Annotated in this window: 29 protein-coding genes and 1 riboswitch; of the genes, 21 read left to right on the top strand and 8 right to left on the bottom strand. The window is 41.2% G+C overall.

Features of this window, described 5'->3' with window-relative positions:
* The first annotated feature begins 173 nt into the window (after positions 1 to 173).
* The 5 genes from FC33_RS03655 to FC33_RS03675 all read left to right on the top strand — a co-directional run bounded on the left by FC33_RS03655 (position 174) and on the right by FC33_RS03675 (position 3,919).
* Positions 174 to 797 (top strand): FMN-dependent NADH-azoreductase, encoded by a 624-nt coding sequence (locus FC33_RS03655; RefSeq protein ID WP_057827269.1) that lies wholly within the window; start codon positions 174 to 176, stop codon positions 795 to 797.
* A 3-nt stretch (positions 798 to 800) separates the two neighbouring features.
* A complete protein-coding gene (locus FC33_RS03660; protein WP_057827270.1) occupies positions 801 to 1,277 on the top strand; it encodes a MarR family winged helix-turn-helix transcriptional regulator in 477 nt (158 codons plus the stop codon).
* Between the two features lie 125 nt (positions 1,278 to 1,402).
* Positions 1,403 to 1,990: an NADPH-dependent FMN reductase gene (locus FC33_RS03665; RefSeq protein ID WP_057827271.1), complete on the top strand. Its 588-nt coding sequence runs from the start codon at positions 1,403 to 1,405 to the stop codon at positions 1,988 to 1,990.
* Positions 1,991 to 2,217: 227 nt separating this feature from the next.
* Positions 2,218 to 3,180, top strand: coding sequence for an L-lactate dehydrogenase (locus FC33_RS03670; RefSeq protein WP_057827272.1), 963 nt, complete (start codon positions 2,218 to 2,220; stop codon positions 3,178 to 3,180).
* Positions 3,181 to 3,256: 76 nt separating this feature from the next.
* Positions 3,257 to 3,919: a uracil-DNA glycosylase gene (locus FC33_RS03675; RefSeq protein WP_057827273.1), complete on the top strand. Its 663-nt coding sequence runs from the start codon at positions 3,257 to 3,259 to the stop codon at positions 3,917 to 3,919.
* Here the strand turns inward: FC33_RS03675 and FC33_RS03680 are convergent.
* Genes FC33_RS03680 through FC33_RS03690 form a run of 3 tightly spaced genes read right to left on the bottom strand, consistent with a single transcriptional unit; the run spans position 3,884 to position 6,493 of the window.
* On the bottom strand, positions 3,884 to 4,549 hold the full coding sequence (locus FC33_RS03680; RefSeq protein WP_057827274.1) for an energy-coupling factor transporter transmembrane component T family protein: 666 nt from the start codon (positions 4,547 to 4,549) through the stop codon (positions 3,884 to 3,886). The two genes, FC33_RS03675 and FC33_RS03680, sit on opposite strands and share 36 nt — an antisense overlap.
* Positions 4,533 to 5,924 carry an ATP-binding cassette domain-containing protein gene (locus FC33_RS03685; RefSeq protein ID WP_057827275.1) on the bottom strand — a complete coding sequence of 464 codons (1,392 nt, stop codon included), beginning with the start codon at positions 5,922 to 5,924 and terminating at the stop codon, positions 4,533 to 4,535. The genes FC33_RS03680 and FC33_RS03685 overlap by 17 nt, the downstream gene beginning before the upstream one ends.
* Complete coding sequence (locus tag FC33_RS03690) at positions 5,924 to 6,493, bottom strand: ECF transporter S component (RefSeq protein WP_057827276.1); 570 nt, start codon at positions 6,491 to 6,493, stop codon at positions 5,924 to 5,926. Before FC33_RS03690 ends, FC33_RS03685 begins: the two co-directional genes overlap by 1 nt.
* Before the next feature lie 62 nt (positions 6,494 to 6,555).
* Between FC33_RS03690 and FC33_RS03695 the strand changes: the two genes are divergently transcribed.
* Positions 6,556 to 7,278: a hypothetical protein gene (locus FC33_RS03695; RefSeq protein WP_057827277.1), complete on the top strand. Its 723-nt coding sequence runs from the start codon at positions 6,556 to 6,558 to the stop codon at positions 7,276 to 7,278.
* Between the two features lie 59 nt (positions 7,279 to 7,337).
* Here FC33_RS03695 and FC33_RS03700 read toward each other — a convergent pair whose 3' ends face one another.
* The gene (locus FC33_RS03700) at positions 7,338 to 8,039 is read right to left on the bottom strand and encodes a hypothetical protein (RefSeq protein WP_057827278.1); all 702 of its coding nucleotides are present in this window, start codon (positions 8,037 to 8,039) and stop codon (positions 7,338 to 7,340) included.
* A gap of 222 nt (positions 8,040 to 8,261) precedes the next feature.
* Here FC33_RS03700 and croR point away from each other — a divergent pair, with 222 nt between their 5' ends.
* From croR to FC33_RS03735, 7 genes are all read left to right on the top strand, one after another.
* Positions 8,262 to 8,951, top strand: coding sequence for a response regulator transcription factor CroR (croR, locus tag FC33_RS03705; RefSeq protein ID WP_057827279.1), 690 nt, complete (start codon positions 8,262 to 8,264; stop codon positions 8,949 to 8,951).
* Between the two features lie 30 nt (positions 8,952 to 8,981).
* Complete coding sequence (locus FC33_RS03710; RefSeq protein ID WP_057827280.1) at positions 8,982 to 10,145, top strand: sensor histidine kinase; 1,164 nt, start codon at positions 8,982 to 8,984, stop codon at positions 10,143 to 10,145.
* 25 nt (positions 10,146 to 10,170) lie between these two features.
* The gene (locus tag FC33_RS03715; protein WP_235803885.1) at positions 10,171 to 11,526 is read left to right on the top strand and encodes a D-alanyl-D-alanine carboxypeptidase family protein; all 1,356 of its coding nucleotides are present in this window, start codon (positions 10,171 to 10,173) and stop codon (positions 11,524 to 11,526) included.
* An 81-nt stretch (positions 11,527 to 11,607) separates the two neighbouring features.
* Positions 11,608 to 12,351, top strand: a complete 744-nt coding sequence (locus FC33_RS03720; protein WP_057827282.1) for an AzlC family ABC transporter permease — start codon at positions 11,608 to 11,610, stop codon at positions 12,349 to 12,351.
* A gap of 21 nt (positions 12,352 to 12,372) precedes the next feature.
* The gene (locus FC33_RS03725) at positions 12,373 to 12,714 is read left to right on the top strand and encodes an AzlD domain-containing protein (protein WP_086427346.1); all 342 of its coding nucleotides are present in this window, start codon (positions 12,373 to 12,375) and stop codon (positions 12,712 to 12,714) included.
* Between the two features lie 112 nt (positions 12,715 to 12,826).
* Positions 12,827 to 13,636: an alpha/beta hydrolase gene (locus FC33_RS03730; protein ID WP_057827283.1), complete on the top strand. Its 810-nt coding sequence runs from the start codon at positions 12,827 to 12,829 to the stop codon at positions 13,634 to 13,636.
* Positions 13,637 to 13,656: 20 nt separating this feature from the next.
* On the top strand, positions 13,657 to 14,253 hold the full coding sequence (locus tag FC33_RS03735) for a hypothetical protein (RefSeq protein ID WP_057827284.1): 597 nt from the start codon (positions 13,657 to 13,659) through the stop codon (positions 14,251 to 14,253).
* A gap of 183 nt (positions 14,254 to 14,436) precedes the next feature.
* On the opposite strand, the gene FC33_RS03740 is transcribed toward FC33_RS03735, so the two are convergent.
* Positions 14,437 to 15,111, bottom strand: a complete 675-nt coding sequence (locus FC33_RS03740; protein WP_057827285.1) for a phosphatase PAP2 family protein — start codon at positions 15,109 to 15,111, stop codon at positions 14,437 to 14,439.
* Between the two features lie 135 nt (positions 15,112 to 15,246).
* On the opposite strand from FC33_RS03740, the gene FC33_RS03745 reads away from it, so the two are divergent.
* The 4 genes from FC33_RS03745 to FC33_RS03760 all read left to right on the top strand — a co-directional run bounded on the left by FC33_RS03745 (position 15,247) and on the right by FC33_RS03760 (position 18,172).
* Positions 15,247 to 16,143, top strand: a complete 897-nt coding sequence (locus FC33_RS03745; protein ID WP_057827286.1) for an RluA family pseudouridine synthase — start codon at positions 15,247 to 15,249, stop codon at positions 16,141 to 16,143.
* Between the two features lie 66 nt (positions 16,144 to 16,209).
* A complete protein-coding gene (locus FC33_RS03750) occupies positions 16,210 to 16,857 on the top strand; it encodes a metal-dependent transcriptional regulator (protein ID WP_057827287.1) in 648 nt (215 codons plus the stop codon).
* 82 nt (positions 16,858 to 16,939) lie between these two features.
* Positions 16,940 to 17,683 (top strand): threonine/serine exporter family protein, encoded by a 744-nt coding sequence (locus FC33_RS03755; RefSeq protein ID WP_057827288.1) that lies wholly within the window; start codon positions 16,940 to 16,942, stop codon positions 17,681 to 17,683.
* Between the two features lie 12 nt (positions 17,684 to 17,695).
* Positions 17,696 to 18,172 carry a threonine/serine exporter family protein gene (locus tag FC33_RS03760; protein WP_057827289.1) on the top strand — a complete coding sequence of 159 codons (477 nt, stop codon included), beginning with the start codon at positions 17,696 to 17,698 and terminating at the stop codon, positions 18,170 to 18,172.
* A gap of 38 nt (positions 18,173 to 18,210) precedes the next feature.
* Here FC33_RS03760 and FC33_RS03765 read toward each other — a convergent pair whose 3' ends face one another.
* The 3 genes from FC33_RS03765 to FC33_RS03775 all read right to left on the bottom strand — a co-directional run bounded on the left by FC33_RS03765 (position 18,211) and on the right by FC33_RS03775 (position 20,700).
* Entirely contained in the window at positions 18,211 to 19,365 is a 1,155-nt protein-coding gene (locus FC33_RS03765; RefSeq protein WP_081037048.1) for an LCP family glycopolymer transferase, read from the bottom strand.
* Positions 19,366 to 19,478: 113 nt separating this feature from the next.
* The gene (locus FC33_RS03770; protein ID WP_057827296.1) at positions 19,479 to 19,850 is read right to left on the bottom strand and encodes a DUF1634 domain-containing protein; all 372 of its coding nucleotides are present in this window, start codon (positions 19,848 to 19,850) and stop codon (positions 19,479 to 19,481) included.
* Positions 19,851 to 19,857: 7 nt separating this feature from the next.
* Positions 19,858 to 20,700, bottom strand: a complete 843-nt coding sequence (locus FC33_RS03775; RefSeq protein ID WP_239461219.1) for a sulfite exporter TauE/SafE family protein — start codon at positions 20,698 to 20,700, stop codon at positions 19,858 to 19,860.
* 138 nt (positions 20,701 to 20,838) lie between these two features.
* On the opposite strand from FC33_RS03775, the gene FC33_RS03780 reads away from it, so the two are divergent.
* The 4 genes from FC33_RS03780 to serS all read left to right on the top strand — a co-directional run bounded on the left by FC33_RS03780 (position 20,839) and on the right by serS (position 26,000).
* A complete protein-coding gene (locus FC33_RS03780; protein WP_057827290.1) occupies positions 20,839 to 21,738 on the top strand; it encodes a LysR family transcriptional regulator in 900 nt (299 codons plus the stop codon).
* A gap of 8 nt (positions 21,739 to 21,746) precedes the next feature.
* A complete protein-coding gene (locus tag FC33_RS03785) occupies positions 21,747 to 22,553 on the top strand; it encodes a zinc-ribbon domain-containing protein (RefSeq protein ID WP_162257616.1) in 807 nt (268 codons plus the stop codon).
* Positions 22,554 to 22,602: 49 nt separating this feature from the next.
* Positions 22,603 to 22,783, top strand: a riboswitch (Lysine riboswitch).
* Positions 22,784 to 22,933: 150 nt separating this feature from the next.
* Positions 22,934 to 24,415 carry an amino acid permease gene (locus FC33_RS03790; RefSeq protein WP_057827292.1) on the top strand — a complete coding sequence of 494 codons (1,482 nt, stop codon included), beginning with the start codon at positions 22,934 to 22,936 and terminating at the stop codon, positions 24,413 to 24,415.
* Between the two features lie 301 nt (positions 24,416 to 24,716).
* The gene (serS, locus tag FC33_RS03795; RefSeq protein WP_057827293.1) at positions 24,717 to 26,000 is read left to right on the top strand and encodes a serine--tRNA ligase; all 1,284 of its coding nucleotides are present in this window, start codon (positions 24,717 to 24,719) and stop codon (positions 25,998 to 26,000) included.
* Positions 26,001 to 26,257: the final 257 nt, after the last annotated feature.

Genomic DNA, 26,257 nt, shown 5'->3' on the forward strand with positions numbered 1-26,257 from the left:
TTAGCTTCGCGGCACCACATAGCTCGTTTGTTTTGGAACCCGATTATGTGGATATAGTAAAGAGGCTGCAACTTATGTCACAACCTCTTTTTTGTTGCCAATCAACATTAATGTTGACAGGCAACAAAATTCGTTAGATAATACTTTGGGAAATTAATTTGGGAGGTAATTAAATGACAAAAGTATTGGTAATCAAGGCGCATCCGCATGTTGAGGATAGTGTTTCAATCAGTGTCGCTGATTATTTCATTAAGAAGTACCGGGAACTTCATCCCGATGATGAGATCATTACGCATGATTTATATGCCGAAAAAATCCCGCCGTTAAATGACACGACAATGAAAGCGTGGAAGCACCAACGAAACGGCCAACCATTATCTGATGAAGAACAGCAGGTAATTGCGGCGCATAATCAATGGTTAAACGAGTTTTTAGAAGCTGATAAGTATGTGTTTGTCAATCCAATGTATAACTTCTTTTTGCCGGCAGAAATGAAGCAGTATGTTGATATTATTGCGGTTCCACGGAAGACATTCAAATATACTGAAAAAGGTCCGGTTGGTTTGCTTGAAAATAAGAAGGCCTTGCATATTCAAACGGCCGGAAGTGTTTATCATGGAACCCCACTTGAAAAATTTGATTTTGGTGGGACCTATCTTAAATTAGCGTTGAAATTGTTTGGCGTAGATGACTTTACTGATCTTTACATTGAAGGGGTTGATCAGTTCCGTGATCGGCGTGATACAATTAAAGAAAAAGCAATGCAGGATGCTGCAAAGATTGCGGAGAAGTTTTAATCAATGAATAATAAAATCAATCAAATTACAATTTTAATTTCCCAAATTCAAAATGCGCATAACAGTGAATTAACGGTTGCGCAAGAATGGATGCTTGAACACGTCAAGGACTCAGAATTAAAGCAAAAGGTGCCGAAACTTTCGGTAGTGGCCTATCATATTTTGGATACGTTAAGTCAGCACAATGAGCTTACTGGGATTAAAATTGCCCAGGAGCTGGGCGTCACCCGGGGAGGAATTACCCGGGCTGCGCGCAAAATGCAGGATGAGAAGTTAATTGTTGCGGTACGGCATGAAGATAATAAAAAGAACATCTATTATCAGTTGACCCCTGAAGGCCAAAAGATTGCCCGCTTGCATGCTGAAATGCATCAGGAACTTTACCGGCAGCTTCAAGAAAAAATTTCGACTGATTTTACTAGTGATGAGCTCGATTCGATTATCCGGTTCTTGAGTTATATCAAGGATCATGTAATGTAAGAAAGATTGCGTTGAAATCAACGCAATCTTTTTTTATAAAACAGTTGCTTACAAATAGTAAGCTATGATATACTAACTTCATCAAATTGACTTATAAAAAGTAAGCTAAATAAGGAGGAATTCAAATGCCAAAAATTGCAGTCATTTACGGAAGTTCACGTCACAATGGAACCGGTGATCGGGTCGTTAACCATTTTAAGAAGGTAGCTTCAACGATTAAGGATGCAGAAATTAAATTTTTAACGGTTCGTGATTACGACTTGCCGTTTTTCGATGATGATGTGCCGTTGATGGTGCCTGATCGTCAATTAACGGGAAATGCTCAAAAATGGGTTGAAGATGTTAAGGATGCTGATGGTTACTTAATCATTACCCCGGAATATAATCGATCGATTCCGGGAGTTTTGAAAAACGGAATTGATTACCTTGGATATGAAATCAAGGGTAAACCAGTCAAAATTGTTAGTTATTCGATCAATATGGCCGGCGGAGCAAAGGCCGCAACGGCGCTGGTCGATATGCTGCACATGTTGAATGCCGTTGCATTACCAACCAATACGGCGTTAAGTAAAGCTCAAGAATGGTTGAACGCAGATGGAAGCTTTAATCAAGATGCAGATGGATATAAATACAACGTTGAGACTGCTCAAAATGCCTTTCAAGAAATTATTTATTATGCAAATGCTCTTAAAGACAGTCCATACCAAAAGTAAATAACCTTATGAGAAATCTGATTTCATGCGGATTTCTCTTTTTTTATAAGGAGTTCCATAAGTTTTTTAATTATTATTAAAGAATAAAATAAAATAATTCTATCAAAATTTGGGCGTAAATGTTTTCATTTATTTATCTGATTTGGTAAAATAAGAATCGTTGAAAGTTTTAAGCAATTAAAACTTTTTCTAAGGATTTTCCTTAAATAATTTATGAGGTGATATAGATGGCTAACACAAAAACATCAAGAAAAGTTGCTATCGTCGGTGTCGGCGGTGTAGGTATGGGTTGCGCATACTCAATCTTAAACCAAGGTCTCGTTGATGAAATGGTATTAATCGACGTTGCCGGTGACAAGGCTGACGGTGAAGCTCGTGACTTAATGGATGGTGTTACATACGCACCAGAAAACTGCAAAGTTTACCATGGTGACTACTCAGATTGTAAAGATGCCCAAATGGTTATCATTACAGCTGGTATCAACCAAAAACCAGGCCAATCACGTTTGGAATTAGTTGGTACAAACGCAAAGATCATGCGTTCAATCGTTAAGGAAGTTATGGGTTCAGGTTTCGATGGCAACTTAGTTATCGTTTCAAACCCTGTTGACGTATTGACATATGTTGCATGGGATGAATCAGGCTTACCACAAAACCGTGTTATCGGTACAGGTACATCACTTGATTCAACTCGTTTACGGATGCAATTATCAAACAAGACAGGTGTTGACGCACACGACATCTCAGCATACATCGTTGGTGAACACGGTGACTCAGAACAACCATTATGGTCACAAGCTACAATCGGTGGCAAGCCATTAATGGACTGGATCGAAGACGGCGACGAAGGTGTTATCAAGAAAGATGAACTTGAAGACATCCGCAAGACAGTTCGTGACGCTGCTTACTACATCATTGATCGTAAGAAGATCACAAACTGGGGTATCGGTTTGAGTACAGCTCGTCTTGTTCGTGCAATCTTAGAAAACGAACACGCAATCTTGACAACATCAGCATACTTCAACGGTGAATACGGTTTGAAGGACATCTACACAGGTATCCCAGCAATCGTTGGCGAAAACGGTGTAGAACGCATTGTTGAAATGCACATCACAGACGAAGAAATGGCCGGCTTACACAAGTCAGCTTCAGAACTTAAAGAAGTTCTTGACTCAGTTCGTGAAAAATAATCTAATTGAAAGTTAGACAATTAAGTCTGTTGGGTGATTGTCGCCTGACAGGCTTTTTGTGTTTTAAGAGGTTAAAATGAAATATCCTGAAGAATTAGTAGCACAGGTAAAGCAACGGGCAGCTGGTTATCGGCTTGAAGGCTTTTTATCCGGTCAGGGAAAAATTAATCCGCCGTTAATGATCGTTGGTGAAGCTCCCGGAAGAAAGGAAATTACGGCCCATATTCCGTTTTCTGGACAGTCTGGGCAGGAATTGATGAAGTCGTTGGCAATCACCGGGCTGACCCGGGATGATGTTTACATTACAAGTGTTGTTCGCAGTCGCCCGTACTCAGTTAAAAAAGTTAAGAATAAAAAGACTGGTGAAATTGAAATAAAAACGCCGAACCGCACACCAACAAAAAAAGAAGTGTTAGCCTATGCCCCGCTTTTTGACTGGGAATTGAATCAGGTCGATCCGCAAATCATTGTAACGGTTGGGAATACGAGTTTACAGCGCATTTTAGGACCTAAATTCAACGTTGGAACCCATCATGGCCAAGTATTTCACCAACCGATTCAGCAGTTAAATGCAACGGGGGACGGGTATGCCTTATCTAAGCGGAAGTATACGGTGATCTCAACATTCCACCCCGCAGCTGTTTTTTATAACCGAAAGTTAGCTCCTGAAATTGAAAAAGATTGGCATTTGATCGACCAGGTATTAAAGGAACGCCAGTCCGCCGCAGATCAAGACTAAAAGAATTAACAGTCCCCACTGAGAAACTGAAATTGAGTCATGATACGTTTCGGTGCGGGGATAATCGTTGGAAAATCCTTGAAGGGTCATTGCAACGGCAAGGTTATCTGACCAATTCAAACAACTGACAATAATTTTTAAATAAAGCATCGGATTCCACCAATTCAGCGTTTGGTTATGCATATTGGCGGCAATCCGAATTTTTTTGATTTGCGCTTTTACGTTTTGGACCATTCCCACAGCGGCGAGAATCCCGTAAACAAATGTATTTGAAAGGTGAAAATGCTGATGCAGGCTTAAAAGGACCGTTTTCAGGGAATAACATAGGGTAACAAGCGCTCCTAGTGAAAAATAAGTATAGATCCGGGTTGCATACAACCAGGCACTTGTAAATGAGTGACTAAATGAAACAAATGATAACCAGCTTCCAAGTGCAAACGGAAACGCAATCAAAAGGGCAATTCCAATTTTTTTAAATGAAACGCGACAAACCGAAAGATATAGTAAACACCCAATGAAGACAACAATGTTCAACCAAATTTTCGAGGCAAACGTCAAAATTAGTCCGAGAACCAGCATTAAGAGAACGGCAATCGTCGGATTAAGACGGGGGTTAGCGGTTGATTTCATTTAATGACTCTCCTTTCGGTAAAGGTTTAAGCTGCAAGTTATGAATTTCAAGAACATAGTCATAATGGGTGAGCGATTGAAATTGATGATCGATGATCAAGATTCCACATCCAAGTTGCTTAAGTGTTTCGATTAGTTTCCATGCAAGCGTAACGGAGGCGTGGTCAAGGCCGGTTAGGATCTCGTCAAGCAAAATTACGGGACTGCTGATGATCGCTAAGGTCAAAAGCTGGACTTTCTTTTGCTGGCCGCCGGAAATAAAATATGGACTTTCATTAAGGATATCTTGCAAATTAAGTCTTTGAACCCATGAGCTAACTTGTGAATCTGTCCAAAAGTCCGGGTGATGCGAAGCCTGTTGTGCACTTTGCAGTTCTTCGCGCACCGTTGTTTTGATAAATTGATCTTCGCTATTTTGGAAACCGAGAGTAATGTGCTGGATCCATTTCCGAACACTGACCCGTTGTTCATTTTGCTGATCATAAGTGATTTGACCAGAATACGGGTGCTGCTTGGTAAGGACATTTAAAAGAGTCGACTTGCCGCTCCCGTTTTTGCCAGCCAATAATCCAACCATTCCTTGAGGCAACTTAAAGGTACTTTCAGTAACGAGTGGCCGCCCGGACTGGTTAAACGTTAATTTGTGCCACTGAAGTCGGGACGGTGTTGAAGCCGGCAAGGTTGCGGTTACACGTGAAACAGCCTGCAAATCTTGAAACTGGGGACTGAATGATTGTAATTTTTGCGCAGTAACGCTGAGCCAGTTATCAGCGAAAGCTTGATAATATTGCAATTGATGATCCGTCACAATGATTGCAGTGTTATTTTTTTTGCTTTTTAACATGTGGATAAGCCGAAGCTGGTGGTCGCGGTCCAGGTTCGCAAATGGTTCATCTAAAAGCAGATATTCAGGATCAAGACTGAAGATCATCGCAAGCGCCATCTGCTGCAATTCGCCACCGGAAAGCGTTGTTACCGGCTGGTCAATAAGGGCCTCCAATGAATTTTCACTGATGATTTGATGGATAATTTCTGGAATTTGGTCCCTTGGCGTTTGAAGATTTTCAAGCATAAAGGTCAGCTGTTCCCGCCCGGTTTTAAACGTAAAAAAGTGGCGGGTATTTTGCGGAAGGTATGCCAGATGTTGAATCCGGGCCGCCGGCACAATTAAACTCACATCTTGATGATTCAGTTGAACTTTTCCAGACGAAGGTGCAAGAATTCCTGCCAGTAGTTGAAGCAGAGTTGACTTGCCGCTGCCGTTTTGACTAGCAATGACCGTTAACCCGGTGGATGGAAAATGGTAGGTAGTATTTTCCAGCAAGGATGACTGCGTTGGATATGCAAAAGTCAGGTTTTGAATTTCAAGGTCCATTATGCAGCCACCACCTTTGTCTTAATAAGTAATTTTTGAATTGCCGCGACCGTGATCCCAGCAAAAATTCCGATTGAAATGAAGCGTAAAAGTAACAGAGTAATCAACATATGCAGTGGATAATGCAGATACCCGCTTTGAAAAAGATCCCACCCGAAAGTGATCAGGGTTGCCGTAATTGTGGATAAAAATAATCCGCGGTTGTCAAAATGATGGTATCCAGTAAGGGCAAAGCCGCATTCCGATCCGAGCCCCTGGATCAGCCCTGAAATGATTGTGGCAACGCCCCAACTTGAAAAAATAAACATCTCTAAAATTGCAGCCAGCAGCTCGCCAATCAGACAAGCATTGCGCTTTTTTAATAACAGGGCAGAAGCCGGGCCGGCCATTAACCAAACACCAAGGGTCAAATCGTTAGCATACGGTTTCAATGGTGTCGCTGCAAGCAGGTAATAAACGTAATTCCATCCTTGATAGATTAAGCCAAAGAAAATCGCAATCAGGGAAAGCAAAATCACGTCATGAACTGTCCAATATTGTTTATGGGGATTAACTGTGGGTAACTGCATAAGATTCACTTCATTTCTTTGATATAATTTAATTATACCGGATAATGGCAGGTGAAATCACAATGGAGCTTGATAATTATGTGGAACAAGTGCAGGCAATTCGCCAAAATTGTCTTAAACTGACCCCGGTTGTGGAAAAATGTGATCAAATTTTAGCAACGCTCGATGCTTATCAACAGCGAAAACTGCCAAAATGTGAATTAACAGAGCTAGAGCTTTCAACGGATTTGATTTTCGATAATTTGATTGAATATCCGCAATTGATGGATGTTTCACCGCAATTTGAGAATTTAAGACAGGTAATGATTGAAAATTTTGGAATTTGGCATATTTGCAATCAGTTGTGGATCAATGATCTGCAAGCTTTTTGCGGATTGGATTCGCACAATTTGGAGATCATGGCGGGCAACGCCGTGATCAGTGCAAACTTGAAAAATACGATTGCGACGGATAACCTTGATTGGCAAGGGCAGGATAATGATCGGCCGTGCCCGTGGACAGCGGTGGAAAAGCTGGATGCCGTTGCAGCGGTTCAAAAATATTATTCACATGTGGATAACATTATTATGGCGTGGGCGCCGGATAGTGGGGATGTTGATTGGCAAATTTTGCAATTTTTGCGCCAAAATCACTTTCAAGGGAATCTGATTGTGATTGGTGAACGCAATGGCGCAACCAATTCGGCAAAGTTTTGGCAAAATGCGCGGTTGCGGTTGATTGATCAGCTTAACCGGCATCATCGGCCATTTGACTTTATTAACGATCAGGTCTGGCTTGTAAAATGAGACATAAGAAAAAAGACACGGAATTTACCGCGTCTTTTTCATATAGTTTAATTGATCAACTAGCCAATAATGTCGAAGTTTTCAACAAAGTTTTCAAAGTCAGCTGCGGTGTAACCGTAACGAACCATGAAGACTAATAAGTGACCAAGAATTGTATTGCAATCGAAATCTTTTAAATCAGCTGCTTCAAGTGAACTGCCGTCTTCCTTATTCAATTCGTAGTAAGCAACTTCTTCAAATGAGTATACGCCAGTGTTGAACATATCGTAGAAATCAAGATCACGTTTACCGTTGAAGCCGTAATTTTCTTCCGTCAAGACTTGAACGTTACCGTCTTTGGCTGCAAAAATCCGTGGCATTTGAACCTTACCGTCTTCCTTTTCAACTGGGAAAAGGTTTCGCAACGTTGAAGTTTCAATCAAACCTTTATCTTCCTTGCTGATTTCAGCTGGTAATGCCTTAACTGCTTCTTGGAATTGAGTTAATTTTTCTTTGAATGCAAGAAATGTTGGGTTGTCTTCATAAGCTTCAGTTGAAAAGTACATGCCGTATTCAGCGTTGTATTTTGCCGGGAAGTCCTTGGCACCTAAAAGGGCGTTATCATCTGTCCAAAGTAATTTCCGTTCCATAATTTGACTGAATTCTGGACGGTTGTGTTCGATTTCACGGACCATTGCTCCAAAGTGACCGATCAAGTTGACAACCATTTTATTAAAATTATCTGATGTTAACGTGTTATCGATAAAGTCTTTGACTAACATCAAGTGATCCTCCTTCAAAGTTTTATACCTCTATTTTATGATAATTTTGAAATTTTGGAAAATATAAATTTAAAGAAAAATAAGAATATTTAATGAAATTCGATATTAATTTTTCGTTTAGTTAAATTTTTGTTAAAATGAATAGAGTAGACTAGGTTATTTGACAGTCATGCCATCTAGAAATGGATGATTGGATACTACAGAATAGGAGAAAGATGCTATATGAAGATCTTAGTTGTTGATGATGATAAAGATATCGTTGAATTGATGAGCATTTACATTACAAATGAGGGGTACGATGTAGAGAAAGCTTACAACGGTAAAGAAGCAATTACAAAGCTCAACACCAATCCTGATATTGGGTTAATGATTTTGGATATCATGATGCCGCAAATGGACGGTTTGGCTGTTTTGCGTGAAGTTCGGAAAGATTCACAGATTCCAGTCTTAATGCTTTCAGCTAAAACCGACGATCTTGATAAAATCCAAGGATTGATCCAAGGGGCCGATGATTATGTCACGAAGCCATTTAATCCATTAGAAGTAATGGCCCGGGTCAAATCATTATTACGGCGGTCACAACATGATGTTCGCAATGAAGAACCAGATCAAATTGAAATTGGACCGCTTGTTATCAAGAAGGATTCACACGAAGTGATGACTTCAACTGGAAAACCGATTCAACTAACAGCGCTTGAATTTGGAATTTTGTATTTGCTTGCTAGTCATCCCAACCGGGTCTTTTCTGCTGATGAGATCTTTGAACGCGTATGGCAGCAAGAATCAGTTGTTTCAGCAAAAACGGTTATGGTTCATGTGAGTCACTTGCGGGATAAGATTGAAGAAGCAACAAACGGTGAGAAAGTTATTCAAACAGTATGGGGTGTAGGTTATAAAATTGAAACACATTAGAAATAGGGAGCGCGAAGAAGGCGAACAACAATGAAGTTGAAAATGACCTCCAAGGAAAAACGGGAACTTCTTTTGGAGATTTTGTTTACCCTTGTCCTGTTGTTGGCAGCTGATTTCGCAATTTATATTTTATTGAATGAATGGACGCGACATATTCCCGGAGTTGCCAGTGGAATTTTTGATATCAAAATGTCGCTTACATTAGGACCGAATACCGTTAAATTCGGTAACTGGGGATTGCTTTTTGTGTTCATTGCAACTGTTTTTGACAGTTTTATTCTGTATTGGCGAATCGTCCACCAATACCGTCAAATTCAGCTTTATCACGTGATTTCTGAATTACATTACATTGCGTCAGGTCATTTTGACCACCGGATTCCATTTGTCCTCAACGGATCAATGCAGCGGGTAGTTGAAAGTATTAATGCTTTGGTTGATAGCACCGTTGAGTCAATGAAAGAGGAACGGCGAATTGAGAAATCAAAGGATGAGCTGATCACGAATGTCAGTCATGATATTCGGACACCATTGACTTCAATTATTGGATATTTAGGACTGATCGAAAATAAACAGTATCAGTCAGAAGAAGATTTGATCAAGTTTGCCCACATTGCATTTGTCAAATCAAACCAAATGAAATCGCTGGTTAATGATTTATTTGAATATACAAAGGTCCGTCAGGCTGATACGCCGTTGAATTTAATGACGGTCTCTTTGATGTCGCTTTTTGAACAGCTCGAAGCAAGTTTTGAACTGGAAGCCAAAGAAAAAGGCATGGCGATTTCAACCAAAATGCCGGATGGTGATCTAAAACTTGAAGCCGATCCGGAAAAGTTTGCCCGGATTTTCAATAATTTGATCACCAATGCGTTGAAGTATGGCAAGGGCGGGAAGAACATTTATCTTTCGGCCCGGCGAATGAGTGATGATGAAATTGAGGTTCAAGTTTCAAATGATGGCGAACCGATTCCGCATGATTCATTGCCGCAAGTTTTCGAACGCTTTTATCGGGTCGAAAAATCGCGTAATCAAAAGACCGGCGGAACTGGATTAGGATTAGCGATTACCCAGCGCATTGTTGAACTGCATCATGGAACGATCAAGGTTGAATCAAATAATCACCTGACAACCTTTGTCATGCGGTTCCCGGTTGAACAACCGTCAAAAGAGGAAAAAGTTGAAGAACTTGACTAGTATTGGAGATTAAGAAATGCATTTAATGGAGAGAATACAGAAAGTTTTAATTGGATTGGTAACGGCAGTAATGGTGTTTGCTGTGGGCGGAGCAGCGGCAGTTCAAGCTGCAAGCTCTTCGGCAATGACAAGGACAAATTCAGCAACAACTGCTTCATCGAAGACCAAGACTGCTCAGCAGACGCAGGGCTTGCATTTGGACGTTAAGTCAGCGATTGCAATCGATGAGAAAACGGGGCAGATTTTGTACCAGCAAAACGCTGACCAATCAGTTCCAGTTGCTTCATTGTCAAAGTTATTGACACTGTACATCGTTATCCAAGCCATTCAAGATGGAAAACTTTCATGGAATCAAATGGTTAAGCCATCGAATAATGTCTGCGCTGTCAGTCAGGATACTTCTTTGAGCAATGTTCCGCTTGAACAAGGCAAACAGTATTCAGTAAAAAATCTTTACCAGGCAACTTTGATCTATTCAGCTAACGGGGCAGCGATGGCCCTTGCCCAAGCAGTTGCCGGCAGCCAAAAAAAATTCGTTAACATGATGCGGCAAGAAGCCAAGAAACTTGGAATCAATGACGCGCAAATTTATACCTGCAACGGATTAACGAATAAATTGATGAAGAGTGATGCTTATCCGGGAGTTTCACCGAATGCCGAAAACAAGTTTTCAGCCAAGGATATGGCATCGATTTCAATGAAACTTTTGCAAGAATATCCAGAAATCGTCAAGACTTCAAGTGTGAAGGAAATGAGCTTTAATACTGGCAATCAGCAAGTCCAAATGAAGAACTGGAACTGGATGCTTCCAGGCGGTCAATGTTCATACACCTTACTACCAGTTGATGGGCTTAAGACCGGGACATCCGATGCTGCGGGAGCTTGCTTCGTTGGAACAACGAATAAAGACGGTCACCGGATCATTACGGTCGTTTTAGGGGCATCACACAAGAACGACTCTGATCCAGCCCGGTTTGTTCAAACTCAAAAGTTAATGTCATACATTTACCATACATACAACTACGTAATCTTGAAGAAGGGCCAAAAGACGGCAACCTTACCTGTATATCATGGAAAACAGGTCAATGTGAAAGTTGCGAATACATCGGCTGAAGGTCTCTGGTTAAAGAAGGGGACGAAAGCTAACAATGTCGCAGTCAAGGTTAACGTGAAGAAGAGCCTGCTTAACAAGAAAGGCAATGCGCTTGCCGCTCCATTATCGAACCATGAGACGGTTGGAACGATGAGGTTTACGGTTGACGGGCAAAACCTTGAAACTGTAAACGGAACGAAGTGCGCGGTTAATGCCCAAACAACGGCCGCCGTTAAAAAGGCGAATATCTTTGAGATTGCATGGCGGTGGGTAACCAACCTCTTTTAGTCATGAGTTATTAAGTGCGGATATTGTTCGAAGTATGTTATACTCAAAATATAGGTACTTTTTTATAAATGGAGGTATATTGTGACTAAAGAACAACCACGCTGGTTGGAAGTACTCAAAGTAGCACTTCCGCTTTGCCTAAGTTACATTCCAATCGGTCTTGCATGTGGAGTCCTTCTGCATGCAGCTGGTTTTAATACGATCTTGACGGGCTTAGCGTCAATGCTCGTTTTCTCAGGTGGGGCGCAGTTCTTGATTGCGTCGATGTTAACTGCAAATGCTCCAATGCATACGATTTTATTCATGTTATTCTTCCTTGAATTGCGGTATGCATTGTTAGGGTCAAGTTTGTCACAATATGTTCAAGGAACAAGTAAGAAATTTATTTACTTCTTTGCAATTTCGTTGAACGACGAAAACTATGCGGTTAACTATTTGAAGTTTGCAACTGATAAAGAGTGGTCACCGAATGATGCGATGATGGTTGAACACTATTCTCTTTTATCATGGACGGTTGCAAATGTAATCGGCAGTTTAGTTGGTGGAATGTTACCGAAGATCAACTTGGAAATTGTTGATTTTGCGTTAACATCGTTATTCTTGTACATGATTGTGATGCAGATTCGGAATAAACTCACGATTTTGATCAGTGCTTTTTCAGCTGTTTTGGCAGTCATTTTTATGTGCTTGCTTAAGAGTACGATGGGGCTGGTTGTTGCAACCATCATTGCCTCATTGACAGGGTTTGCGATTGAAAATTACTTACGCAAACATGGTCGTGAGAAAGGGTTCTTGTTGAAGAACATCAAGCCGAATAAGCAGTGATTTTAGGTAGGAGAGTTTGCTATGCATATGTCGAGTACAGATCATTTTATTTTGATCATCTTATCAATGTTGGTTGCGTTAGGACCACGACTGTTGCCAATGAAATTTTTTACAACACGGAAAATCCCGGAATGGTTCAATGAATGGATGAAATATGTTCCGGTTTCGCTGTTTACCGCATTAGTCGTAAAGGATATTTTCATTAATACATCGCACTATACGTTTATCGGATTTGGTCACTTGGCCAAATTGCTTGCAGCGGTCATTGTAATGGTTGTTGCATATAAATCACGGTCAATGGGGCTTTCAGTTGTGCTAGGACTCGCAGCGGTTGCCTTATTGTCAATGGTAATTCCAGGATAATTACATACTAAAAGTTAAGGGTCACTGAATGATTGAAGAGGTCAGATTCAATAAATTCAGTGACTTTTGTTGTATAATTGAGATAGATTTTAAATAGAAAGGTTTAATCGCGATGCAATATTTAAAAGAAAAAATTAAGACATCATATGAAGATGCAGAATTAACAGGATATGTTTTAGATAATTCACCAGAAATTGATGAAAATCGGGTTCGGCCAGCAGTTATTATCTGTCCCGGCGGCGGTTACAAGATGGTTTCTGAACGCGAAGGGGAACCAATTGCCGTAAAACTTTTAGGAATGGGTGCTCAAGCATTCGTGTTGAACTATTCATGCATGCCAGTTCATCATCCAGCTCAATTAGCTCAATTAGCAACGGCCGTTAAAATGGTGCGGGACAACGCCGCTCAATGGCATGTTGATCCAAATAAGATCATTGTGATGGGAACATCTGCTGGTGGTCACTTAGCAGGAATGCTCGCAACAATGTGGAACTCACAAACAATTAAAGACCTTGGATTCGATCCGGAAGATGTTAAACCAAATGGCTTGATTATGGGTTATTCAGTTGTTACAGCTGATCAACAATTTGGCCACCAAGGTTCATTTGATCACTTGTTAGGTGAAGACGCAACGCCAGAAGAACGCGAAAAGTTATCTCTTCAAAAGCATGTTTCAAAGGATACTCCAATGGCATTTATTTGGACAACAACTGAAGATACCACGGTTCCAATGGAAAACAGCTTAATGATGGTTGAAGCTTTGCGGAAGAACGGCGTTAACTTTGAATTTCACGTCTTTCCACACGGTCAACACGGTCACAGTTTAGCAACCAAGGAAACAGCTAACAAAGATGCCCAAATTGTTCCAACGTTGCAAGTTTGGCCAGAATTATTGGAAACATGGCTTCACGAAAACTTTTAATTTAAAGTGAGGAATTTGAATTGCGAAAAAAAGTTCTGATTGGATTAGGGGTTATTCTTCTTGCGATTGTTTTCATCGGCTTCGGGTTTACGAAAAACGTTGAAGTCCAAAAGGAATATGAACAAGCAATGGAACGGGGAATGACCCAAACAAAAAAATGCGAGTATCAGGCTGCAAAGATCAGCTTTCAGAATGCGGCCAAGCGAAAGCAGGATGATCCGCAGGCCGAGCGGAATATCAAACAGCTTGATTTGTATATGAAAGCCAAATCTGCTTTAAATCAGCGAAACTATGATCAGGCCAAAAAGCTTTTTGATCAGGTTGCTGACGCAGATCACGGATTAAATGTTTTGGTTCGGCGTTCGAGTGCATATGCGACTGAAATTGAAGAAGCGCAGAATCAGCTTGCATCATTTGAAAAATTGTATGACGAAGCGGTTGAGTGCAACGAAGAAGGAAACTATGCCAAATCAAATACATTACTGACTTCGATTCTTAAATATCGCGAAATCAATGAACGGTATTACGATTCGATCTCTGCAAAGTCTAAACATTTGAAACATGAAAATGACCGGTTTCTTGCACCGGCTTATCCAGTAAAATCAGAACGTAAATAAAAGAGGTTGTGACATTAAGTCGCAACCTCTTTGCTATACCTATACCGCATAATCGGGTTCCAAAACAAACGAGCTATGTGGAAGTTCGAAAAACTCCGAATCTATGCTCCGCGATTCGTTCGTTTTTCTGCTTCCACCACGCTCGTTTTGAACGTTTTGTCACACCTTCTTTGTTTTACTTAATTATTGAAAGTGCCGGCCTTCAGAATTAGCGGCATCAACTTTTTGCTTGAAAAACTTGATCCAAACCATTACGGCGAATTCCCAAACTGCTCCAGCCAGTAACAAACTGCCGAATGTATCAGTTGGATAGTGAACCCGTAAGTAAATGCGGGAAAGCATAATGAAAATTACCCAGATAACTGCAAGAACACGGATCACCGTTTGGGTCGTGTGGTTCTTGATTCGCGGAACGATCAGCGTAAGTAAAAGAAGAACGAATAACGTCGTTCCAAAAACGTGGCCGCTTGGGAAACTATAACCGTGCGCAGGAGCAAGCCGTTGGGCAAGCGCTGGACGTGGCCGAGCAGCGATGTGTTTGAAGACCCATGCAAGGCCGTTTCCGATGATCAAGGTTCCGAATCCCCAGATTGCAGCGGCGTATTCGCGTTTGAAAAAGACAAATGCCAATACTAAGCACGCAAGAATCAACGAAACAATTGGCGAACCAAAATTAGTGAGAATACTTATTAAAACCGTTAAATGTTCATTAGTGAATGAAAAAACAATTGACTGAACAATATGATCGATCCCATGGACAATTGGACTGTTTAATTTGACCAATAAAAGGAGGATCAAAAAGATGATTGCATAGACCGTTGCTAAAACCGGTCGGTTTTTGTTTTCTTTCAGGTCCAAGAAGTTTCACCTCAATTAATAATAAAATTACATTTAATATCTTACCATTATCTCACTGGATTTTTGTTAATTAAAGTTGTTTTTTTATGATTTTTTGAATTATGATAAAAATAATCAAATCAAAGGACAGAAAAAATGCAATATTTTATTCATAAAACTGATTCAAAAAAGGAAGCTGCTGGAAAAATTTTGCGGCAAAATGGAATTAGCGGAAGAACATTGAAGAAAATTCGCCAGGGCGCAGGGCGGATCCTTTATCAGAAAAAGGTGATCACTGAACGGACGAAAATCAACGGCGAAGCAACCTTGATTTTGGACCTGAAACCGGAACAACCAGATCCGAACGTTGCTCAAAGTACGCTGCCAATCGAGATCATTACGGAAGATCAGCATTTTTTAGCACTGAATAAGGATGCGCAAACGACAAGTGTTCCGGGACCGGCAAATTCAACAACGACTTTGGCAAACCGGGCATTGGGGTATGCCCAAACGCAATCTCAACCATATGTCCCGCATATTTTGACCCGGTTGGACTTTGATACCAGTGGGGTTGTTCTGTTTGCTAAAAGCAATTTCATCCAAAGCATGGTTCAGGACCAGATCACCAATCACACGATGAAGAAGGAATATCTTGCGGTGGTAAGCGGCCGTCTTCCAAATGATCATGGAATGATCGATCTTCCTTTAAAAAAAGAAAGCTATGAAAGTGCCCGCCGAATCGTTGCTTCAGATGGAAAACCTTCGCAAACTGAATATTGGGTCCAAGAACGTTTTGAAGACGCGACGATGATTAAAGTTCGGTTACATACCGGGCGCACGCATCAAATTCGCGCACACTTTGCCCATCTTGGATTTCCGTTGATCGGGGATGAGCTTTATGGCGGACCAACGCAATTAATCCACCGGCAAATGCTGCACGCGGCCCATTTAGAATTGGTCAATCCGTTTACTGATCAGCCTGAAAGCTTCAATGCTTCATTACCGGATGACTTTCAGGACGCATTGATTCATTTACGAAAAAATCAGGCTTAATTGGGGCTTTAAATTAAGCCCGTTTCTGATATAATGAATGCGAATTAAAAAAATGAGGTGAAATCAATGACACCTAAAAAAGAAGACTATTTAAAAATTATCTTTGAACTAGGCGGTCGGAAAAAGAAAGTCTCAAACAAGCAGATTTCAATGAGTTTGAATGTTGCAGCCGGATCAGTAACAGAAATGGTGCGCAAGTTGGTGAAAGAGGGGTTAGTTCACCATGAACCTTACGGGGGAATTTCATTAACTGCGAACGGGGTGCAGATTGCTGAAGAGTTGATTCGGCGGCATCGTTTGTGGGAAACCTTTTTGGTTACAAAATTGAACTATTCATTACAGGATGTTCATGAAGATGCTGAAGTGCTTGAACACGCTACGAGCGGGAATTTAATGGATCATCTGGATGAATTTTTAGGTCATCCACAACGTTGCCCGCACGGCGGTGTTATTCCGGATAAAAACGGCGATTATGAAGAAGATAGCCATGATATTTTGATGGATGTTCCGGACGGATCAACCGTTGAAGTTGATCGCTTTATTGATAATCATGATTTATTGACGTACTTAGCAGGGGTTAAATTAAAATTGGGTGAGCGAATTAAGGTTTTGGCCCACAAACCATTTGAAGGACCGATTGAAATTGAAGTGGAAGAGACCGGTGAAAAAATGGGAATCGGCTATAAAGCAGCCCACTATATTTTTGTTAAATAAAAATGAATTAAACTCCGAATGAGGCACTGACGATGGTCATGCCTCATCGTTTTATTCTGTGGAAAGTAACGAGGTGAAAAGGATGGAGGATGCAAACTTAATTATTGATACGGTCTTATTGGCTGGCAAGATCATGATCGAAAATGGGGCTGACATGGCCCGGGTCGATGATACTTTGCAACGGATCGCACGGAATGCAGGAATTCAAAGCCCACGAATTTTTGAAACCACAACGGGGATCATGATGTCGATTCAAGGCGGTGAAAATTCACAGGTTGAATCAATTGACAAACGGCGAATCGATCTTGAACGGATTTCTCGGGTCAATGACGCTTCCCGGGCATTTCAAGCGAAAAAATTGACGTTGCAGCAAATGTATGACCGGTTAGTAATTTTGGATGAATCAACTCCGGATTTTCGTCCCGTTTTAAAGGTGATTGCGGCGGCCTTGATTGGCGGAACGCTGGAAGTCGTTTATGGTGGCCGGTGGTCAGATATGCTTTTGACGATGGGGATTGCCGCTTTAGGGTATGCCAGTTACGTAGTTTTAAACCGGTTCTTTAGAACGGAATTTGCCAGCGAATTTATTGCCGCAATGGTAATTGGGATTTGCGGGGTAAGTGCTGTTAAAGCCCATTGGGGAATCAATATGGGGATGATTATTACCGGTGGAATCATGCCATTAGTTCCAGGAGTGTTGCTGACCAATGCGGTGCGTGATCTGCTTGCAGGGCATATTTTAAGTGGTGCATCGCGGATGATCGAAGGGTTGATCACTGCATGTGCGCTTGGAATGGGAATCGCACTGGTTTTACGGTTTAGTTAGGGGGTTGATCGAATGAACATTTTACCGATTACGGGGGATGGCCTGCTGGTGCATTTCCTTTTTAGCTACATTGCAACAATGGGATTTGGAATTTTGATCAACATTCCGCATAATGCGCTGTTAGGATGCGGGGCCGTTGGCAGTTTGGGCTGGATGACATATATTTTGATTTTCCACGCCCATTTAGGAACGATGCTTGCTAACTTAAGCGGGGCGTTAGTTGTTGGGCTAGGAGCAGCCATTATGGCGCGGGTCAAAAAGATGCCGATGATTTTATTTAACGTTCCGGGAATGGTTCCCCTTGTTCCAGGAAGTCAATCATATAAGGCAATTTATAACTTTGCGTTTGGAAGAAACAGCATTGCTTTGCATTACCTGGTACAGGTTGCAATGATTGCAGGGGCGATTGCAATGGGCTTTTTCCTTGCCGAAATGATTACCCGCATGTATTACCGAATTAAAGGATCAGTGAAGAATAAGGCAGTTTAAGAAAGCAAAAAAGGTTGCGGCTCAAGCCGCAACCTTTTCTAATATTGTCCTTGATATTGAGGGGTTTGATATGTTTGGTATGTCTGTCCGGTCGAAGTGGTCGTATCATTCGAGTTTCCGGTCCCTTCAAGCTGATTTGGCGATTCAAGATCAGTGCCTTTCAAAGTATCACCGGTTTCAGCATGCGGTAAATCAAGGGCTTTTCGCAAGACATCCGTAATTTTCTGTTTGTTTTTCCGGCTTGCAACTTCAAAATCAGCTTCACCGATTACCTGAGTTGTTCCTTGAAGGTGGGTTGATTTCATATGGTGAGTTGCTACCCGGTATTTCATGTTCAAGGAGACCATGTTGTTAAAGGATAAGTCAGTGCGTAACTGTTTCGATAACGAATTCAGGAAGTCATCGTTTAACAAACTGGTCAATTGAACTCCCTTAAACGCCAGGGCCATGATAACTTGTCGTTGCCGGTTTTGGCGGCCGTAATCCCCTAATGGATCTTGATCACGCATCCGGCAGTATTGTAAGGCTTCAGTTCCATCCATGTGGGTCTTTTTACCTTTCACAAAATTGTATCCGGCAAACGAAAACGACAGCAATGGCTTAATATCAACGCCGCCAACGGCATTGATCAATCCTTCCAGACCGCCCATGTTGATCGTGGCGTAAAAGTCGATCGGAACGTTGAGGTATTTTTGAACGGTTTTGACTGCCGTTGCAGAACCGCCGTAAGCATATGCCGAGTTTAATTTACTTGGATAGTACTGTTCATAACCGTTGATTGCAACCAGGGCGTCGCGCGGCAGACTAACAAGGGTCATGGTTTTATCTTTCGGGTTTAAAACGCAAACCATCATTGTATCAGTCCGTCCCTTAAACGACCGTCCAAGCGCTCCGGTATCGGTTCCCATCAGCAGAATTGAAATCGGTTTGCCTTCTTTAAGTAACCGATCAACATCGCGCTGTTTCTTAACGCTGTTCGGGGCATAAACGGAATCGGCCGCTTTTCGGGCATTTAAGTAGTGTTCGTGTAGCACATGCCCACCAATTCCGAGTACAATTACTAAGATCAGTAAAATCCAAAAGAAAATTATTTTTTTGCGTGATTTTCTTCGGGGACGCGAAATCATTTCTTCGCGCTCCAACTCATCAGGTTGGTTTTCAAATTCTTCATGTTGTGAGCGATGTAAACTCATAAGGGTTCCTCCCTCATAAAAAAATAAGGTCGCATTTAACGACCTTGAATGATTGCAAAGTCAAAATAATCTACTAGAATCAATTTGACCTTATTATATCATGAATATTGATTTTAATGGTCAGCATGGCCAAGGAAGAAACTAATCAGTAAGATTACTAAAACGGCGGTGGTTACGATCGTATACAACTTATCGTGTTCCTTAAAGAACGTGTAGATCGAAGTTGCAACCCGCAATGCGGGGGTCAAGATTAATAAGAAGATTCCGCCCATCATAATTGCATATGGTTTTAACTGAATAATTCCTTGGCAAATCGCCGTTAATGTTGTTGGAAATGTTCCACCAGGGTATCCAGTTGAGTGTTTAACTACCATTAAAATGTAGCCAATCAGCATTACGACTGCAGCGGTTGCAACGCCGACTCGCATGATCTTCCCGATAATGATTTCCATGTGGTTCATTTCTTCTTGGGTTCTTTTATCCATTTTCATCTTAAATCGTCACCCCAAACGCTTTGAATGCCATTTGTAATCCTAAGTATGCCAAAATTGGAACGAAGATGATCCGCAACCATCTTGAAGGCATGTGTTGCATGATTCGGCTTCCGAGAGCGGCACCGACAATGATTCCCAGTGACAATGGAACCGCGATATCTGGCCGAATTGAGCCGTTAAAGAAATAGATCGTTGCACTTGCAGCGGCGGTAACGCCCATCATTAAGTTACTTGTTGCACTTGATGGCTTTAACGGCATCTTCATTACATTATCAAGAGCCATGACTTTAAAGGCTCCTGAACCGATTCCGAGCAGACCGGATGCAAGACCGGCACCGAACATGATCGTCATCCCACCAGGAACATTTTCAACTTCGTAATCGACTTGTTTGTGAAGGTTCTTGTCGTAATATGAGTTATTCAGTTTTAATTTTTCAGCCAGTTTGTCTGGCGTTGCCCGGTGAAGGACCTCTTTTCCAGAACGTAATTTACGAACCATGTTCCAGCTTGCAAATAAAAGCAAGCATCCGAATAAGAAGTAAAGGATCGCCGGATTGAAGACCCCGGTTAAAAGGGCCCCAACAATGGCGCCGATACTGGTAGCAAGTTCAAGGAACATTGCGACCCGTAAATTCAACACATCATCTTTCAAAAACGCAATGGTTGAACCTGAACTCGTTGCAATTACGGCAATGATACTTGCCCCAATCGCATATTTGATTGGAAGGCCCATCCCTAAAGTAATAATTGGTGTGATGATCATTCCCCCACCAATTCCTAAAATTGCTCCCATGGTCCCGGCGAAAAGACCAATCAGCAACATTAAAAATGCTGTATGCATAATTAAATTCCTTCTCTCATTTTGTTTCCTTTTAAATCCTAACATTAAACTTTCATAAAGAAAAATATTTATTTGTTGTGATAGATATGCAAAAATTGTATATGATAATAGAAAGTAATTATTTTAGGGAGTTAAATTATGAATCTAAAACAATTGGAGTATTTTATTGCAGTTGCTGAGGAAAAGCAGGTTACAGCTGCAGCTAAACGGCTTAACATTGCACAACCACCGTTGAGTTATCAACTGAAACAGCTCGAAAAAGAACTTGGAGTTCAGCTGCTTAAACGAACGGCGCATGGAGTTCAGCTGACCCCGGCTGGAAGTACGCTGGCCGAATATGCGAAGCAGATCGTTGATTTAACCAAGATCACGGAGTATAAAGTCAAAAATATCGACCAGGGATTTTTAGGAACGCTTCGAATCGGGGCAACGTCAACCAGCGGCGGTGTTTTACCAAATGACCAGGCCGCAGAGCTTATCAAAGCATACCCGGGAGTTAAGTTTGAGTTAAGCGAAGGTAATACCTATCAGTTACTGGATCTTTTAAATAAGAATTTGATCGATGTGGCGGTTTTGCGAACTCCATTTAACCGGGAAGGCCTTCAAGTGCGGATGTTTCCGGCTGAACCGATGATGGCGATTATTCCAGAACGCTTATTAACAACCGATTTGGCTAAACGGAAAAGCATTTCGATTGAAAAATTGAGTACTTTGCCGCTGATCGTCTACCGGCGCTTTAAGATCATTATCAAAGATTCCTTTGAACATCGGGGACTGCAACCAACTTTTGTGCTTGAATGCGACGATGCCCGGACTGGAATTCGGTGGGCTGAAAGGGAAATTGGAGTCGCCTTGGTTCCCGCAACGTGTGCTCAACGATATGCGACTTCGCAAGTGAAACTGATCCCTGTTCGACATGAAGCATGGCAAACAAACCTTGCCCTTGTGTGGAAGACTGATCAGCAGCTATCGCCGGTTTTAGCAAAATTTATAAATTGTTACAAAAATGATACCATTAACAATAAAGAGAAAGGATGATCACAACGATGACGTATTATTGTGAAAAGTGCGGTCATAAACTCGATGAAAATGAACGGCGCTGTGCCTTTTGCGGGGCGGTTCAAAAACGGTTTTCAGATCAGGATTATGAAACGAAAAAATGTAAAAAGTGCGGTAAAGATATTTATGTCAATGCTAACTTTTGTCCGTATTGCGGAACTGACCAAGCAATTTTAAACCTAAATGAAGACCTTAAACGCGACGATGCCGATCAAAAGGCAACGTCGAATTCAAATTCGAATTTAACTTCTGAGCAAAAACTTGCTCAAGGATTAATGAATACGAACTTTGATGATCAGGATTCGCTGAATAATTTTATGAAGCAGATGCAAGATGCCGGAATCAAGGTCCGGGTCATCAAGCCAGAAGAAAAAAATGAAACCGGTAAGCCAGGATTGATTGCTTCAACGAAGCTGTTTTTCCGGGACATGTTCAAAGTTAATAAGCGGCTTGGAGTCAATGACTTCTGGTGGGGCTTTTTCGGTTTCTTCCTGATTTGTATGGTTGCTGCCATGTTATTATCTGAATTGCTACCATTTTTTAAGATTCCAATGACAATGAAGACGATGTTCAAGCTTTCAGCTGGCGTTTCAGTCGTTTTTCGTCTCGGGGTCTTGACCGCGATCATTCGGCGGTTGCATGATATTCAAATGCCGGCGTGGTTTGTAATTTTGTGGTTTATTCCGATTGCTCAATTTTTCATTTGGTTTATTTGCATGATGGGGCCGCGATTGGATAACAACCCATATACGTTTAATGTCGAAGATTGGAAAAAACGGCAAAATAAATTTTAAAAAAGAGTAAATTAGACTTGATTTAATAAGAATTAAAAGCGATAATAATTACATCGAAGAGAGGTCGCACTGCTTATCAGTAGCCTTCATGAATTGCTAAAGCAATGGGGATTGAAGGTGAAAGGAATCGGTGCCGAAGCGATTGATTGCTTTAGAAGTCAACCGCTGGGGTCTAGCTTAAGAGGCTAGGAACTGTCGCAGTGAAAACATTGCGGAGCGCTATCGAAAGTCTATTATTATGATATTTTTTAATTTTAAATTTAAAAATTTTAGTCTTAGTAGAACTTCAACGCGCATGCTTCGGACTGCGCGTTTTTATTTTGCTTTGTAGTGATTGAATTTGTGCTCTTTGACCGGATATATATTAGGAGGTTAAAGTTATGGCAGAGGAAAATCAAGTTAAGCGATCATTAAAGACTCGTCATTTGTCGATGATCGCGTTAGGTGGAAGTATTGGAACCGGGTTATTTGTTGCGAGTGGATCGGCAATTTCACAAGCAGGACCTGGGGGAGCAATCGTTGCCTATATCGGAATCGGGGTCATGGTATATTTCTTAATGACTTCATTGGGTGAAATGGCAACGTACCTTCCCGTTTCGGGATCATTTGCAACGTACTCGCGGCGCTTTGTTGATCCCGCATTAGGGTTCGCAATGGGCTGGAATTATTGGTTTAACTGGGCAATCACGGTCGCAGTCGATGTTTCAACGTGTGCGCTGGTTTTGAAGTTCTGGTTCCCCCACGTTCCGGGATGGGTCTTTAGTTTATTTGCCCTGTTGCTTGTATTTTTGATCAATGCGATCTCGGTTAAGTCGTTTGGGGAAACGGAATACTGGTTATCGTTGATCAAGATCGTAACGGTTGTTATTTTCCTTGCAGTTGGGGTCTTAACGATTTTCGGGATCCTTGGCGGCAAGGCAACGTATTTACACAACTTTACATATAAGAAAGCTCCATTCGTTGGTGGAATTCCAGCAGTTTTGAGCGTTTTCGTTGTTGCTGGATTCTCATTCCAAGGAACTGAATTAGTTGGGGTAACGGCCGGTGAATCAGAAAATCCGGCAGAAAGTGTTCCAAAAGCAATTAAGCAAGTCTTTTGGCGGATCTTGTTGTTCTATATCTTATCAATTTTTGTAATTGCGGCAATTATTCCATATACAAGTAAGTATTTGCTTGGTTCAAGTGCTTCGGATATTGCAATCAGTCCGTTTACATTGGTCTTCAAGCGTGCCGGATTAGCCGCCGCTGCCAGCGTGATGAATGCGGTTATTTTGACATCCGTGTTATCATCTGCCAATTCCGGAATGTATGCTTCAACGCGGATGTTATATTCAATGGCTCAGGATGGGGATGCTCCAAAGATCTTTGCTAAGGTCAATAAACGTGGAGTCCCAATGGCTGCATTGCTTGGAACAGCTTTTGTTGGTTTGTTGACATTCCTGACAAGTATTTTTGGAAATCAAATTTATCAATGGTTGGTTGCTGCCAGTGGATTGACCGGCTTTATTGCATGGGTTGGAATTGCAATTTCACATTACCGGTTCCGGCGGGCATATGTTGCTCAAGGACGCGATGTCAATGATTTAGTTTATAAGGCAAAGTGGTTCCCGTTTGGACCAATTCTTGCATTAATAATGTGTATTCTTGTGATTATCGGTCAAGATTTACAAGCTGTCGCTCATTTTGATTGGAAGGCAATGCTTGTAACGTATATGTCAGTTCCATTGTTCTTGATTTTATTCTTCTATTACAAGATCAAGCATCATACGCACATGATTCCGCTTGAAGAGGTTGATTTAACAACGCCGGATATCAAGCAGGATTTTGATGAGGAAGATGACACCTTGGTTGAAGATCACTAGACTTGATTAATTATAGGTAAAAGGTTAAAATAAATTTGAAATAATTAAAACGTCATGGATCGCCATAAGTAGGTACACAGAGAAGCGGTGGGTGGTGTGAACCGTTACCGAAACTCCAGCTTTCTAAACGACGGGGCAGGTAATGCTGCACGGGAGACCGTTATTAAGTTGAGTGTGTTATTTTGCATGCATTTGGAAAATAACAAAGTTGGGTGGTACCGCGAATAAGTCTTTCGTCCCATAGGTGGATGAAAGGCTTATTTTTTTAATTATTTTAGAAAAATTATCGGAGGAAGTTAAAATGTTAGATATTCGCCAAATTCGGAAAAATCCTGATGAATACAAGAAACGTTTAGGAACTCGGGGAGTTGAACCTGAAAAAATTGACGCTTTGTTGGAAAAAGATAAAGAACGGCGTGACTTACTAGTTGAAGCTGAAAACTTAAAGAAACAACGAAATGATGTTTCAACTGAAATTGCAAAGGCTAAGCGGAACAAAGAAGATGCAACTGCTCAAATTGAAAAAATGCGGGAAGTTGGAACTCGAATCAAAGCTTTAGATGAAGATTTGGATCGGGTTGAAGCTGAAGAACAAGACATTGCATCACGGTTACCAAACTTGCCAAATCCAACGGTTCCAGTTGGCTTGACTGAAGCAGAAAGCGTTGAATTATATAAGGTTGGAAAACCAACTGAATTCGATTTTGAACCGAAGAATCACTGGGATGTCGGCGAAGATCTTGGAATTTTAGATTTCGAACGGGCTGCTAAGGTTTCAGGTGCCCGGTTTGTTTACTATTTAGGAGCCGGGGCAAAGTTGGAACGGGCCGTTTACAACTTTATGCTTGATGAACATGCTAAGGAAGGCTTCACGGAAGTTCTGCCACCATACATTGTGAATGCTGCTTCAATGTATGGAACAAGTCAATTCCCGAAATTTAAGGAAGATGTTTACCAAGTTAATGGGGAAGATATGACGTTAATTCCAACAGCAGAAGTTCCACTGACGAATTACTACCGGGATGAAGTCATTCCGACTGAAAAGCTTCCAGTCTACTTAACAGCGTTAACTCCATGCTTCCGTTCAGAAGCCGGAAGTGCTGGCCGGGATACTCGGGGATTGATTCGGATGCACCAATTCAATAAGGTTGAAATGGTTAAGTTTACGAAACCGGAAGATTCATATGATGAATTGGAAAAGATGACTAAGTGTGCAACTAATATTCTAGACAAGTTAGGATTGCCGTATCACGTAATTACTTTATCATCAGGTGACATGAGTTTTAGTGCTGCGATGACGCATGATATTGAAGTTTGGATGCCTGCGCAAAACAAATACCGTGAAATTTCAAGCTGTTCAAATTGTGAAGACTTCCAGGCACGCCGGTCACACATTCAATACCGTGATGAAAATGGTAAATTACAATTCGTTCATACATTAAACGGTTCAGGATTAGCTGTCGGACGGACCGTAGCTGCAATTCTTGAAAATTATCAAAACGAAGATGGCAGCGTAACGATCCCAGAAGTTTTGCGTCCATACATGCATGGAATGGAAAAGATCACTTTAGAAAATAATAAGTAATTAATGTTTTAATTAGGAGGTTGAGATATTGGCTCAGCCTCTTTTTATTTAAGAAAAAATTATCAAAATCCAAAAAAGTGATTGACGAAAGGAAAGGAAGCTAGTAATATAATAAATGTTCGCAAGAGATGAATGTTTTGATAATTTATTTTAATGAAGATGGTTGACATCGATTTATTAAATTGATATTATTAAACAGTTGTCTTTTGACAAAAGTTGTAGATCTTTGAAAACTGAACAATGTTTCGACACACAAA

The organism is Ligilactobacillus aviarius subsp. aviarius DSM 20655, from assembly GCF_001436315.1.
Lineage (GTDB): Bacteria > Bacillota > Bacilli > Lactobacillales > Lactobacillaceae > Ligilactobacillus > Ligilactobacillus aviarius.